8 protein-coding genes are annotated in these 13,815 nt (G+C 52.9%); 1 reads left to right on the plus strand and 7 read right to left on the minus strand.

Annotated features, from left to right (window positions below; genetic code table 11):
- Entirely contained in the window at positions 1–2,793 is a 2,793-nt protein-coding gene (locus tag Q1A54_RS14120; RefSeq protein WP_299989397.1) for a DEAD/DEAH box helicase family protein, read from the minus strand.
- Between the two features lie 217 nt (positions 2,794–3,010).
- Positions 3,011–3,784 carry a M15 family metallopeptidase gene (locus Q1A54_RS14125; protein ID WP_299989400.1) on the minus strand — a complete coding sequence of 258 codons (774 nt, stop codon included), beginning with the start codon at positions 3,782–3,784 and terminating at the stop codon, positions 3,011–3,013.
- Positions 3,785–4,041: 257 nt separating this feature from the next.
- Between Q1A54_RS14125 and Q1A54_RS14130 the strand changes: the two genes are divergently transcribed.
- Positions 4,042–4,482, plus strand: coding sequence for a hypothetical protein (locus tag Q1A54_RS14130; protein WP_299989402.1), 441 nt, complete (start codon positions 4,042–4,044; stop codon positions 4,480–4,482).
- A gap of 61 nt (positions 4,483–4,543) precedes the next feature.
- Here Q1A54_RS14130 and Q1A54_RS14135 read toward each other — a convergent pair whose 3' ends face one another.
- The 5 genes from Q1A54_RS14135 to Q1A54_RS14155 form a co-directional block, all read right to left on the minus strand.
- Positions 4,544–5,944: a SusD/RagB family nutrient-binding outer membrane lipoprotein gene (locus Q1A54_RS14135; RefSeq protein WP_299989405.1), complete on the minus strand. Its 1,401-nt coding sequence runs from the start codon at positions 5,942–5,944 to the stop codon at positions 4,544–4,546.
- A gap of 11 nt (positions 5,945–5,955) precedes the next feature.
- Positions 5,956–9,180: a SusC/RagA family TonB-linked outer membrane protein gene (locus Q1A54_RS14140; protein ID WP_299989408.1), complete on the minus strand. Its 3,225-nt coding sequence runs from the start codon at positions 9,178–9,180 to the stop codon at positions 5,956–5,958.
- Positions 9,181–9,357: 177 nt separating this feature from the next.
- On the minus strand, positions 9,358–9,549 hold the full coding sequence (locus Q1A54_RS14145; RefSeq protein WP_007652002.1) for a CsbD family protein: 192 nt from the start codon (positions 9,547–9,549) through the stop codon (positions 9,358–9,360).
- A 79-nt stretch (positions 9,550–9,628) separates the two neighbouring features.
- On the minus strand, positions 9,629–11,314 hold the full coding sequence (locus tag Q1A54_RS14150) for a response regulator (protein ID WP_299989413.1): 1,686 nt from the start codon (positions 11,312–11,314) through the stop codon (positions 9,629–9,631).
- A gap of 36 nt (positions 11,315–11,350) precedes the next feature.
- Entirely contained in the window at positions 11,351–13,795 is a 2,445-nt protein-coding gene (locus tag Q1A54_RS14155; protein ID WP_299989416.1) for a bifunctional aminotransferase class I/II-fold pyridoxal phosphate-dependent enzyme/GNAT family N-acetyltransferase, read from the minus strand.
- Positions 13,796–13,815: the final 20 nt, after the last annotated feature.

Below are 13,815 nucleotides of genomic sequence, written 5' to 3' on the forward strand. Positions count from 1 at the left end.
CTACGCTGCTAACTCCTCGTTTAATTCATTCATAATTTCGTCGGTCTGCTCCTGAAACAAAGACCACATTTTACCCAAACCGCCGTGTGCGTTAAAAGGGCTCAGGCCAAAGTCATCGCGCTCAATCCGGAAGCTGTTGCCTACATAATCCTTGATCATGCGGAGCCACTGCATTTGCTCTTCGCTGAACTTCAAAGGGCCAGCCTGCTTCCGGAATACCCACTCCTGAAAATTGCGGTCCACAGTTTTGTCGTAAGCCGTCAGTTTGTCGTCCAGACCGCTCACCCGCCGTATCAGCGCCACCAGGGCCATTAGTTCGTTCTTCGGTTTGCCTTCTACCTTCTCCAACTGTTCGTAAGCCTTCCAGATGTTAAGTGGCGCCATGGTAGGTTTGTCGGCTTTCAACGCCTCCACCAGTTCCTTCAGCATTCTGTAAGTTAGCTCGCGCCGTTGGTAAGGCTGTCCGTAAAAAAGCTGCAAAGCTACGATTTCCGTTTTGTGTTCTTCTATCCAGCTTCTGAAATCGCTTACAAGATTTTCCGCCTCGGCCTTGTTGTCTTTCACCCAACCGATGTTCACCAGTTCGTCCGGGTTGATGTGGTCGATGATCTGGTCGTACTTGCGGCGGATATCCACCACAAAATCGCGCAGCTCGTAGTCGTTGAAAACAGCTACCGCCTGCTCCACCAACTGCTGGTGCTGTTCCTGTATCTGAGCTTCAATGGTAGCGGGCGCAGCGCCTGGATTTTGGGCTTTTACCTGCTCTGTTATACCTGCCAGTGTATCTGGGTCATGGGCGTGCAGCAATTGCTTCACCACCTGGTTTAAGGTATAGCCGTTGGCCTTTTCGGCAAAAGCCATTTTCTCTTTTTCGTTTATCTGCTTGTCGAGCCTGATCAGGCGGTTAGCCAGCGTGGTCAGCATGGCCTCGTCAGTATTGCCCATGGCTATACCTTCCAGCACCTGCTTCAACGAGAGTCCTGGCTTTTTCTCCAGCGGTCGACTGTCGGTCTTGCGGCTTTTCTCCACGCCAATGGCATCGATGATCACAAAATGGTCTTTGGTAAGCTTAGCCGATGGCGTACCCGAAGCCCGCAGGTCTTCCAGACTCAAGGTGCGCGTACCACGTCCTTTCATCTGTTCATAATAGCTGCGGCTCTTCACGTCGCGCATAAACAGCAACACCTCCAGCGGTTTAATATCGGTGCCCGTCGCAATCATGTCCACCGTCACGGCCACACGTGGGTAATAGCTGTTCCGGAACTGCGTGAGCGTACCTTTCGGGTCTTCGGTGTGGTAGGTTATCTTTTTGCAGAACTTGTTCTCTTCGGCAAACTCTTCGCGCACAATGTTGATGATGTCGTCGGCGTGGCTGTCGCTCTTGGCGAAGATCAGCATTTTAGGTACTTCAAAATCGGTCAGTTCGCGACCTTCCCCTGCATAGCGGTCAGGGAACATGGTCGGCAGGTTTTCCCGCACAGCTTTAATGATCAGCCTGATCTGGTTCACATTCACCACCTTATCGTCGAGCTGCTTGTTGTTATACTCCACCTCTTCGTCCAGCTGGTTCCAGAACTCTTTCCTGGTCATTTTTTCGCGTGAGCTGACATACTCACCCAATTCTATTTTCGCGCCCTGCTGCGTTACTTTGGTTACAATCTCGAATACATTGTAAGGCACCAACACGCCATCTTCCACAGCTTTCTGGTAGCCATAGTCGCAGACCAGGTTTTGGTTGAAATAGCCGAAAGTGCGGTTATCCGGTGTGGCCGTCAGACCGATCTGGAAAGCGTCGAAGTAATCGAGCACCTGCTTCCAGAGGTTGTAAATACTGCGGTGGCACTCGTCAATCACCACGAAGTCGAAAAACTCCATTGGTATTTTCTCATTGTACACCACTGGCATCGGCTCTTTGGGCTGCCACTTGTTGCCCTCGTTCGGGTTTTCCTCTTCGTCCTTTTCGTCGAGCGACGAACCTTTCAGAATAGAGTAAAGGCGTTGGATCGTGCTGATGTATACCTGACTGTCGTCCGGTACAAAAGAGCTGCTGAGTCGGGTGAGTCCGTAAAGCTCCGGGAAAAGTCGGTTATCATCCTGCGGCAGAAATTTTCGGAACTCCTGCTCTGCCTGCTCGCCCAGGTTCTTGGTATCGACCAGAAAAAGCACCCGCTTGGCTTTGGCGAACTTGAGCAGACGGTAAATAAAGGTGATCGCCGTAAAGGTCTTGCCCGAGCCAGTCGCCATCTGAATCAGCGCCTTTGGCCGGTTCTCTCGGAAAGACTGTTCCAGATTCGTGATCGCCTCTACCTGACAATCGCGCAAGCCATCCGTTGCCAACTCAGGTATGTCGTAAAACCGCGCACGCAAAGTCTTCTCTTCCTTTATCCATTTCTGGAAAGTCTCTGGTCTGTGAAAGGTGAAGACAGCGCGGGAGCGGGGCTTAGGGTCGCGGTAATCCGTAAAGCGGGTTACTAAGCCAGTGCTTTCGTACACGAAGGGCAAAGGGTTGTTGTTGATGTGCTTCAGCTTGGCTGTGGCATAGGCGATAGACTGATCCTCGTGCACGGTCAGTTTATGACCTTCTTCCTCACGTTTCGCCTCAATTATTCCAACTGGTTTCTTGTCTACGAACAGCACATAGTCGGCAGGGCCCACATCAGTCTGGTACTCACGAATGGCTATACCTGTAGCAGCTGCCAGGTTGACTTTATTTTTATCCTGTATCACCCAGCCAGAGGCAGTTAACAACTCGTCAATCTGGTCACGGGCAATCTGTTCAGGGTTTTGGTTCATTTGCAGAGCTTGGATTCAGGGCAAGATCGTGTTGTCACATTAATTGTCTTGAAATATATAGCTTTTTGCTGATTTTAACATTAGGTGAAGCTGATATTTTGCTAATCGAACTGATTTTAGTTCAAGTGAAAAACTTTTGAATCTTATCTGCTTCTACTGCGAGTACATTTTTTTAAGTATAGCTTAGTCTAATTTGCAATTCGCGAATTGCAAACTATCACCCCACCCAAGCCACTTCAAAATGCATCCCATCCTGCCTTGTAAAATGCCCACCCCAGTAAAACCCATTCTGATGCGCGATCTGCACCAGCTGCCGCACTGAGCCTTTCTGCCCGACCAGTGCAGGTTGGGTACCTAGCTTGTTCCAGGCGTAATTAATATCGAAAGCCGTACCAAAGGCGTGGTTGCTGAGCACCGTGCGGCTGCCCCGGATGAAGCGCGGCACGTAAGCTCCTTCCCAGGTATGGACGAGGTGCAGCAGATTGGCCCGCTCCCAGTCGCGCCAGAGTTGCACGAGCTGGTCGGCGGCAAAGCGGTGGAAATAGACCGTGGCGCTGCCTTTGACAGGTATAAGCTGCGGCACCTGCACGGGTATAATGTGGCGGCGGTCCCAGCCGTCGGTGATGCGGATGTTTTCGGGGTTGCCAGGTATGGGGTGGGGGAGGTAATTGAAATAGCCGAATACCCGGGCCCGATTAGCATGGCTGAGCAGCGGCCGGAAAGGAGGACGTGGTGGCCAGTGAGCACTCAGTATACCTGTACGGTCATCGGCCAACACCCCGAAGCCCAGCGTCATGGCCATACCTGTTGTCTTGTTACCCACAATGCCATCGGGCTGCAGGCTATGCTCCAGCTGAAAAATAATGGTGGCAGCTTTGGTCTTCTCCCCGAAAATGCCATCTGCTATACCTGGGTCATATCCCTGCCCAATCAAAAAATACTGCCATTTCCGGACATCATCGTCTCTGCTTCCAATTCTGAGTACCTTCATGTTTATTGCATTTTGTATATATTTAAATCTTCAATTTAATACGTGATAAATACACTGTAGCTTCAGAGGTTAAAAAAATAGTGCAAAAAAAATAGGGAAATAAGTGCGCTTGATTTAATTTGCGTTGCAGGAGTCTCTGGTAATTGTTCGGCTAAGTCAAAAAATGAAAATGATTGACTGGGCAATAAGAGAGGGTTTCTGAAAAGTAATATTTGTATTTTTAAGGCCCTGCGATCTGGCTGACAGGTGCAATTCCGATGAAACATCATACCATTACACCACCCCAAAACCTGCAGCAGGTATGTTGCCTTTCAACCGATTTTGTTGAGATTATACACAACCCGTTGTATGCTATGCTGCTTGTGCGATGGCTGCGACCGGTGCAGAGCCATGAATACCGCTTCGGAATAGAGGAAACAGGTCGTGTGCTGTTGGAACTGGGACTAGAGAAACTGCTCGTGAACAACCAGCGCATGGGCGTGCTAACAATGGATGACCAGGGATGGCTGGCGTCTATCTCCATCAGGATGATCTCGCAGAGCAAGCTGAAACAGCTGGCGATCATTTCTTCCACCGATTTCTTTCAGCAGCATACCAACGAGAAGCTCGACAGCAGAGTAAAAGAACAGACGCCGTTTTTTGACACCCAGTACTTCCTGATAGAACGCGAAGGTCTGGAATGGCTGAAAGCAGCTTAAACAAAAACGCCGCCTCCCATCAGGAGAGCGGCGTCTTGTAACACACTCAAACAATCTAAACTTACTTATCCCACCATACGCGGCCATACAGGTTGTCCTGACCGCCGAACTGACGCTGCACAGCCTCGTTGTAGCTGGCGGCGTTGTTGAAGGCTTCGTTGGCCGGGTAGCTGTTGCGGCGTGGCACGGCACGGCCTCCGTCTGGTTCCACCAGATTGGCAGGGTAGCCGGTGCGGCGCCATTCGGCCCAGGCTTCGTAACCGTGCATGAACAGGTGGATCCAGCGCTGCGTCGCGATCTGCTCAATGGCATTGTCCGCGTCGTAGGCTATACCTTCCTGGCTCAACAGGTCTGAGGCTCCGGCTGCGCTTCCCGTCCACTGCAGCAGCGACTGCTCAATGGCTTTGTTGTAATTGGCTTCAGCCTCGGCATCGCCACCGGCAATCCAGCCAAGCTTGGCGGCCTCAGCCTTGGCGAAGAGCGCCTGTGCATAAGTCACCAGCTGTATGTGCGCGTCCTGCTTCCAGATGGCCTGACCCAGCAGCGAGTAATTGGTCACGTTTGGCAGACCTTCCACGCGGCCGTATGGCAAGCCCACATACTCACCCGAGGTACGGGCAGGTGCGCCGTATACCTGCAGGCGTGGGTCTTCTACAGGCTTCAGCTCGTTTACGAGTCGCTCTGTCAGCGCCCACCATTCCCGGTTCTGGTTCGATACCTGTCCAAACCAGTAGTTCTGGTTGTTGGCATCGGCCAGGTGGCGGAATGCGAGGTTGTCGGCATTGGAGGTCATGATACCGGCTTCCAGGGCCTTCTTAAACTCAGCGGCTCCTTTGGCAGGGTCTACCTCAGACAGGCGCAGGGCCATCAGCATGCGGATGGTGTTGGCCAGGCGCTTCCACTTGTTCACATCACCGTTATAAATGATGTCGTTGGAGATGTTGCCGGCCGTGATCTCGTTATTAGCCTGCTCCAACTGTGCAAACAAGCTGTTGTAGATCGACTCCTGGGTGTCATACTTCGGGGTGAAGTTTTCGGAACCTCGCAGGGCCTCCGTGTAAGGCACATCGCCCCAACGGTCGGTCACGTGCCAGAAGTAGTAGGCCTTCAGGATGCGGGCCACCGCCAGCTGGTTGTTCACCGGGCCTTCCGTAGCGCTCAGGTTATCTGACGTCAACACAGTTTCCAGGTTCATCAACGGCCCCTGGTAGATCCAGTAGAAGCTGGTGCCGCCCTCCGGGTAGAGGGAAGCGCCCGGGTACTGAGTTTCGGACAGGTACTGGGCATGGAACTGGGCCGAAGGCGAGGAGCTCAGGCTCGACAGCGAGAGCGCCGAGTTGGCAATCAGCTGGGTGCCGGAAGCATTGCTCGGCTGGTTCGGGTTGATGTTGATGTCTTCATCAAACTTGTCGCAGCTTGCCAGCATAAAGCACGACAATAGCACTGCATATATTTTCTTCATTCTCATCTTCCTTATAAAGTAATGTTTAGGTTAATGCCGTAAGAGCGCACGGAGTTGGTCATACCTGACTCGTACCAGCTGATGGACTGAGAGCCGGTTGAGATCTCAGACGGGTCGATGCCCTCCGGTGCTTTCTGCCACAGCTGGGCCACGTTACGGGAGATCAGGGCAACACCTACGCTCTGGAACGGCAGACGGCCCAGCATAGACTTGTCCAGGGTATAGCCCAGGCGCAGTTCACGCAGCTTGATGTAAGAAGCATCATAGAGCCACTCTTCGTACACGCGGCGACCCACTACGGTGTTGTAGTAAGACTGGGCGTTCACGTAGTTAGAGGCCGGCTGTCCGCTCACATCCACACCACCCACGGTAGTGCCTGGTGCGTAGATGCCTTCCACTTTCACGCCACCGCCTTCTTCCAGCGGATCACGCACGTTCGCGCCGCGGTCGTTGGTAGCCACCGTGATCGGATCCTGACCTGTACGCACTGCCAGCATTTTAGAGCGGCTGAAGAACTGACCGCCGAACTGGTAGTCGATCATGGCAGACAGGTCAAACTTCCAGAGGCGGAAGATGTTCTGCCAGCCGCCTGTCGCATCAGGCTGCACGGTGCCGAAGTCGTGTGTCGCGTCGGTATACAGCGGCATGCCGTTGGCGCCGATCAGCTTCTGCCCGGTGGCAGGGTCGCGCTGATAAGCCTGGCCTACGAGGCTACCGAAAGGCTGGCCCTCATACGAGTTGAGGTAAGAGGTCACAGAAGAGTAAGTAGTAGAGTAGTGCGTCAGCACGTCAATATCTGGGTGGAGCTCCACGACCATGTTGCGGTTGCGGTTGGCGTTCAGGGCCGTGTTCCAGGTGAAGTTGCTCGTCTGAATCGGCGTACCGCTGAGTACGAACTCTATACCTTTGTTCTGGATCAGACCGGCATTGATTGTGGTGCTGCTATACCCGCTGGTGCCCGATACAGGCAGTTCCAGAATCTGATCTTTGTTCTTCTGCTGGTATAGCGTCACGTCGAGACCCAGACGACCATTGAGGAAGCGCAGGTCCAGACCGGCTTCATAAGAGTGCGCAAACGAAGGTCTTACATTCGGGTTATTCAGGTTATCAGGTACGGACAGCGTGTTTACAGTTGGAGAACCCGCGTATACCGTGCCTGAAATGAAGAAAGGCGTGGTGCGATAAGGTGTCAGGTCAGAACCTGCCTGTGCGTAGCTGGCGCGGATCTTACCGAACGAAAGCGGCGACCAGTCGATCAACTCGCTGAACACCATGCTACCGGATACCGATGGGTACCAGTACGAGTTATTGTCTGGCGGCAGGGTAGAGGAAATGTCATTACGCAGGGAGGCGTCGATGAAATAGGTGTCCTTGTATCCTACAGAGGCCATGCCGTACATACTGCGGATCTGCTTGCGGCGAAGTGTCTGGTTGGTAGTAGGGCGGTCGATGGAGCCGTCGATGTGGTAGAAGCCCGGTGTGGCTAGTCCACCTACCGAACCCATGTAGAGCGCCGTGTAGCGGGTGTCGAAGATGTTACCGCCGGCATTCACGTTGAGCGAGAAGTCACCCAGTTGCTTCGTGTACTGCGCCAGCAACTCGTAGTTGGTTTCGCGGCCCTGGTATTTGCCAGTAGTGAACTGAGGTACTCTTCTGCCGCCGAAAGCCTGGCGCGTCTCGATGTTCTGAGTATAGCTGTCGTTGCGCACATGGCCGCTCACTTTCAGGTCGGGCAGGATCTGATAGGTCAGGCCCACGTCGCCGAACACACGCTCGCGGTTGTCGTTGCTGATGTTCTCGTATGCCTCAAAATAAGGGTTGTTCCAGTACAGCGGGTTGAAGTTGGTGATTTCGCCGGTAGCAGTGCTTGGGCGGCGCAGGTTCCAGTTCAGGAAAGTACCGTCCGGATACACATAGTTTTTCATGCGCTTCATGTCGATGTTACGCTGAAACCACTGCACCATGTAACGGGCACCGTACTCCGATCCCTGAGACGGACGCTGGGCATTGTTGCGGGCATAGTTGATGTTGGTCGACACTGTCAGCTTTTTAGACAGGTCCAGGCTACCGCTCACGCCCACGTTGTTTCGGTTGAGCCAGGTGTTCGGCTCCACACCCTCTACGCGGGTATCGTTTACGCTCAGGCGGAAGGTGCTGTTCTCGTTGCCTCCTGTTATGACAACGCCATTGTTCAGGTTATAACCTGTTTCGTAGTAGTCTTTGATGTTGTCAGGATGCGGTACGAAAGGTGTCAGTTGGCCATACTCCGGATCCTGTGGGTAGAAACTGAAGATCTGGCGCACCGGGGTGCCATCCATGCGCGGGCCCCAGCTTTCATCTACAGACACGTCTACATACTTGTCGCCGTTTGGCAGGGTGCGCCAGGTTTGGCTGGAGCCACCGCCATACATGTTCTGCATCGGCATAAAATTCACGGCTCTTTCAACAGAGAAGGCCGAGTTAAGTTGCACACCTACTTTCTTTGGGCCTTTCTGACCTTTCTTGGTGGTGATCATGATCACGCCATACTGTCCACGAATACCGTAGAGGGCAGAGGCGGCAGGACCTTTCAGCACGTTCACCGACTCAATATCCTCTGGGTTGATGTCCTGTGCCAGGTTACCATAGTCAGCCTGGTCGGCACCGGCGAAGTTGGAGTTGGAGATCGGAGTGCCGTCCACTACGATCAGGGGCTGATCCACGCCGGCAACAGAGTTCACACCACGAATCTTGATCTTTTGGGTACCGCCCATGCTGGCGCCGGAAGAGCCCTGTACCTGCACACCGGCCACTTTACCGGCTAGCGAACCAATAACGTTCTGCTCTTTGGTGAAGGTCAGGTTATCGCCCTGCACCTGCTGGGTAGCATAGCCAAGGGAGCGCTCGCTACGCTCGATGCCGAGGGCCGTTACCACCACCTCGTCAAGCTGACGGGCGTCGGTCTGGAGGCTCACATTGATCGTGCTCTGGTTGCCCACCACTGCCTCACGGGTGGTATAGCCCAGGTAGCGGAACACGAGGGTGGCATTGGCATCGGGTACCCGGACCTGGTAGTTACCCTCCGCGTCTGTTGCTGTGCCGATGGTTGTGCCTTTGACGGCAACACTCACCCCGGGCAGGCCATTGCCTGTCGAGGCTTCTGTCACCTTACCGCTTACTGCCCTGTCCTGGGCAAAGGCGCTAGCGGACCAGAGCACCATAAGCGGTAAAATGATGGATAGTAGTTTTTTTCCCATAATTCAACATGTAGTTTAAAGGTGAATAGGTTAGTTTCGTTGAATATAGGATATATTTAATTAATATAAAAGCAATATTTGTTATAACATGATGCACGAATGTGCGGATATAAAAAAACACCCCGCAGCAGGCCGTAGCCTTTGCGGGTTGTTTTTACTTGTCAAAAAACTGTCAGCTTACAGCGAGTCGATCCATTTTTTAAGTTCGCCTTTCGCCTTGCCGGTCTTCTGCTGCAGTTTGCCGAGCCATTCGTCCTGCTTGCCTTCGTCGTAGGTCAGGTCATCGTCTGTCAGGTCGCCGTAGCTTTGCTTGATCTTGCCTTTCATTTCGTTCCAGTTTCCTCTGGTTCTATATTCTGTTTCGTTCATCGTATTTTAGACTTTAAATTTATATAAATCTTATACCTTGTTTTACGGGTGAAACAGGACATACGTTTGAAACGAGAGGCTATACCCACTTTCTGAGCAGTCCGACAAGGTCGCTTTGCTCGAAGGGTTTGCAGAGGTAGTCGTTCATGCCCGAAGCCAGACTGTTTTCGATGTCGCTGCTGTAGGCGCTGGCCGAAAAGGCAATGATCGGCGTATCGTTTTTTTCCTGACGCAGGGTACGGGCTGCCTCCAGGCCGCTGATGCCGGGCATCTGCACATCCATAAAGATGAGGTCAAACTTGTCTTTGCGTACCAGGTCGATGGCCTCTTGTCCACTGAAAGCAGCAGTTACCTTTGCCCCGAAGTTTTCGAGCACCGTCTCGAGCAGCATCACATTGATCTCGTTGTCATCTACCACCAGCAGATGCTTGCCTGCAGGCACCCTGTAACTGCTGTCGTCCTCCATTTCCTGCTGCACAGGCTGCCTGACCTGCATGCGCTTCAGCCTGATCGTAAACCAGAACAATGAACCCTGCTTCTGGCCGGGCAATGGGCTGATCACCTGCAGGTCGCCCTGCAGCAGCCGGGCTAACTTCTTGCTGATAGCCAGGCCAAGCCCGGAGCCGCCGTACTTACGGGAGGTAGACTGGTCGGACTGGGTAAAAGACTCAAACACCAGGTCCTGCTTGTTGGCAGGTATACCAATGCCGGTATCACTCACAGAGCAGTATAGCAGCAGCTCATCCTCTGGCAGCTGCTCGGCCTTGAACAGCACTTCAATGCTGCCCTGTTCTGTAAACTTGATGGCATTGCTCACCAGGTTAATCACCACCTGATTGATGCGGGTTGGGTCGCCGATTGCCCACTGCGGCACAGTAGGATCAAAGGAGCAGTCAAAGCGCAGCCCCTTGCTCTCAGCCAGGTGCCGGTACGGGCCCAGGCTGGCCTCCAGGTTTTCGCGCAGTTCAAATGGGATGGCCTCCAGGTAGATTTTGTTCTGCTCTACACGATGGAGATCCAGTATGTCGTTGAGCAGTTTGGTAAGCGTGGTGCCCGACGATTTGATCAGGTTGATGTACTGTTTTTGCGTATCGTTCAGCTCTGTACCCAGGAGCAGGTCCGTAAAGCCCATGATGCCATTGAGCGGCGTCCGTATCTCGTGGCTCATGCTGGAGAGGAAATTGCTTTTGGCCTCGTTGGCCGCTTCTGCCTTGCGCTTGGCCTTGCGCAGTGCCTTCTCGTTCTGCTTCAGTTCGGTGATGTCTTTGGCCACGATCAGCACTCCGTCTACTTCCTTGTGGCTGTTGCGGATGTGTGAGAAAGAGCAGGAAACCGGCACTGGCTGGCTTTGCTTTGTTTTGAATTGCAACTCCTTGTTCAGGCACTTGTCCTGTGAGCGGCACTGTTCCATCAGCGACACCAGCGTCGGCACATGGTCTTTGGGGAGCAGCACCGACAAATGCTTGCCTTGCAGTTCATCTTCCCGGTAACCCAGGGCTTCTTCCAACGACTCGTTCACAGACCGGATCGTGAAGTCAGGATTGAGAATCAGGAGCATGTCCACTACGCCCCGATAGATGCTCTGCATGAAATCCCGTGATACGGTGGAGCTTTTAAGTTCCTGACCCAGCATGTTGATCCCCGCAATCACGGCATCCATTTCGTCGCCCGTTTCGGATGTCTCGATCTGGTAGTCGAAGTTTCCGCTGGCAACCTCGGTGATCAGGGACATGATCTCCTCTATTCGCTCTTTTAGTACTTTCACTCGCTTCGTTTTTTCACCGCTTCCGGTGTTATTGTCTTATTCTTTTTCAATGGCAAAGGTGGCACCCATCATCTCCAGTGCAAAGTTGTCTTTACTTTGATAATAGCCAACTTTCGGATAAGGCGTTGCGCCTACTTTTTTCTTTTCGATGGTGGCCGATATCCCCATGTTTACCTGTGTGCACTGCAGGGCATTGGCGCGCTTTATTACCTGATAAAGCGTCTGTCTGTATACCCCGTAAGTCATCAGGTATTCGTAATCCATCCCGATCAGCATAAAGCTATAGACATTCGCGACATTTCTGTGGCAGAAGGCAACGGCTACCGGCTTGCGGCTGATGGAGTACTCCTCTTTTATATAGAGTACGATAAATTCCCAAGCCTTGCTTTCGTTGAGCTGCTGAAACATTTTCTCCGGAAACAAAAAGTTATTGATGGCGAAGTTGTTGTTTTTCACGTTGCGGAACAAAGCCATGGCGTGCTGCAGCTCTTCGACGTCGAGACGTTCTTTGATCACCACGTCGTAGAAGTGCTCATTGCGCTTGATCTTCTGCACAAAGTTCTCGCGTCCTTTCTTGGAGAGCGTCTTTCTGAAGCCATCCTCATCTATCCAGTTCAGATCCTCGACCACACATGACTCCGGCAGGTGCATTTTCACGAAATCCTGCTCCACCATAAATTCATCCAGTTCCGGATCCTGATCGTCGAGGTCGCGGAGCAGGATGCTGCTGGCCTGGTTTTCTTCCTGCTCTTTGCTCAGCTCCGACAGCAGTGCCTTCAGAGCTTCTTTCCAGTAAGGACTGTTGCGGTCCAGGTAGAGGTGGTTGCCCTCGGTGAACAAGCTGCCCAACACAATGCCCGTGGTGGTGAGGTAATAAGGGTTGGCTTCCCGTTCGCGTTCCAGTGCTTTGGAGATGGAGGCCTGCGAAAACATGTCCTCTTTAAGCAAAGCAATAGCGGCAAAGGTCATCAACACCACTTTTCCCTCCGGGTCCTGCACGGTATAGTAGCGGAAATCCCAGTTATTTTCCTTCTCAGGGTTATAGCTGAACGAATCTTCCAGAAAGCGCATGCCTTCCCAGTCAAACATAGCCCGGCGACCCAAGTGCTTGTTCCAGAGCCCCGTCTCGATCTGGGTGATAGAAGTATAGCGCTGCAGGCTGATGCCGCTGGCAGAAGTTGGCTGAGCAACTGCTGGTGCAAGGGACTGAGCAGGCGGCGCCATCTTAAAGGCCTTCCGGATGTTCTCCTGTGTCTGGTTAGTCGCAGTCAGGGCCAGGTGGAAATGCAGCTGCAGCTTGCGTACCAGTTCTTCGATGTCTTCGTCTGAATTGGTGAGGGAGATGGTAATGCGCACCCCGATGTTCTTGGCCGGTACAGCCGGGAAGGTTGCCAGGTTCACATAAACGCCATCCTGCAACAAGGCTTGTACCAGGTGGTTGCCCATCTCCATGGTGCCGGTGCCGATGTAGAAGATCGGGCTCTCGCTTTCGTGTACCAAGGGCAGATCGGTTTGCTTGAGCAGGTGGTTGAAATAAGCGATCTTGCGTTGCAGTTCCTGCTGGTAGGTATAGATCTCGTCGCTCAGGTGGATTTTGGCCGATGCAATGGCGGCTCCCAGCGTGGCAGGCTCTATCTGCACCGAAAAGGTGAGGGGACCACCAAAGTTGTTGACCCTGTTATACCATTCTTCATTCGGGAAGAGCGACAGTCCGCCGCAGGCACCAAAGGCCTTGCCCAAATTGGCGGTCAGGATCATTTTGCGATAGAGTCCATCCGGCATCTGGCTCATAGCATAGCCTGTACCATGTTTGCCTGCCCAACTCATGCCGTGCGCATCGTCCACGTACAGGTATAGCTGCTCGTATTTTTCGGCCAGGGCAATCAGGTCTTTGATAGGGGCGAAGTCGCCGTACATAGAGTACACACTGTCGGCCATGTACCAAATGCGCTCAAACTTGCCGCGCTGCTTTTTTATGCGGTCTTCGAGCATCTCCAGGTTGTTGTGGCGCACCATTTCCACGGTCACCCCCTGGCTGAGGAGCTTCTTCACTGCTTCCTGCACACTGGCATGTACCTGGTGGTCAAGTATAACCAGGTCCGACTGGCGTATAATGCTAGGTATAACGGTGAGGTGCGAAAGTGTACAATTTTTAGAGATAACGACCGGTGCGTTGTACAGCTGCTTAATCAGAACCTCGAGTTCGCGGTACAAAGGATTGGATATGTAGGTGCGCGACATTGGGAACTGCGTGCCGTAGCGCTCGATGGCATCGATGGCGCCACGCTTTACCTGTGGGTGGTGCTCCAGCCCCAGGTAGCCACAGGTGCCAAAGTGCAGCACCTGCTTGCCATGCAACGTTAAGTGCTGGCCGCTAAGGTTTTGGTCTTCAGCATGCAGGTGGATGATCCCCTTTTTTTTAGAAACAGAAAGTACGGAATCAACCGTATCAATGATGTTATTATGTCGTATCTTTGCCATGTGTTTTGTTATGCCTGCAT

Source organism: uncultured Pontibacter sp., assembly GCF_947502515.1.
In the GTDB taxonomy this organism is placed as follows: Bacteria; Bacteroidota; Bacteroidia; order Cytophagales; family Hymenobacteraceae; genus Pontibacter.

What these genes read in the sequence shown, in the direction of transcription:
- Q1A54_RS14120 (WP_299989397.1), bottom strand. Translation starts at nt 2,793, where the DNA reads ATGAACCAAAACCCTGAACAGATTGCCCGTGACCAGATTGACGAGTTG.
- Q1A54_RS14125 (WP_299989400.1), bottom strand. Translation starts at nt 3,784, where the DNA reads ATGAAGGTACTCAGAATTGGAAGCAGAGACGATGATGTCCGGAAATGG.
- Q1A54_RS14130 (WP_299989402.1), top strand. Translation starts at nt 4,042, where the DNA reads ATGAAACATCATACCATTACACCACCCCAAAACCTGCAGCAGGTATGT.
- Q1A54_RS14135 (WP_299989405.1), bottom strand. Translation starts at nt 5,944, where the DNA reads ATGAAGAAAATATATGCAGTGCTATTGTCGTGCTTTATGCTGGCAAGC.
- Q1A54_RS14140 (WP_299989408.1), bottom strand. Translation starts at nt 9,180, where the DNA reads ATGGGAAAAAAACTACTATCCATCATTTTACCGCTTATGGTGCTCTGG.
- Q1A54_RS14145 (WP_007652002.1), bottom strand. Translation starts at nt 9,549, where the DNA reads ATGAACGAAACAGAATATAGAACCAGAGGAAACTGGAACGAAATGAAA.
- Q1A54_RS14155 (WP_299989416.1), bottom strand. Translation starts at nt 13,795, where the DNA reads ATGGCAAAGATACGACATAATAACATCATTGATACGGTTGATTCCGTA.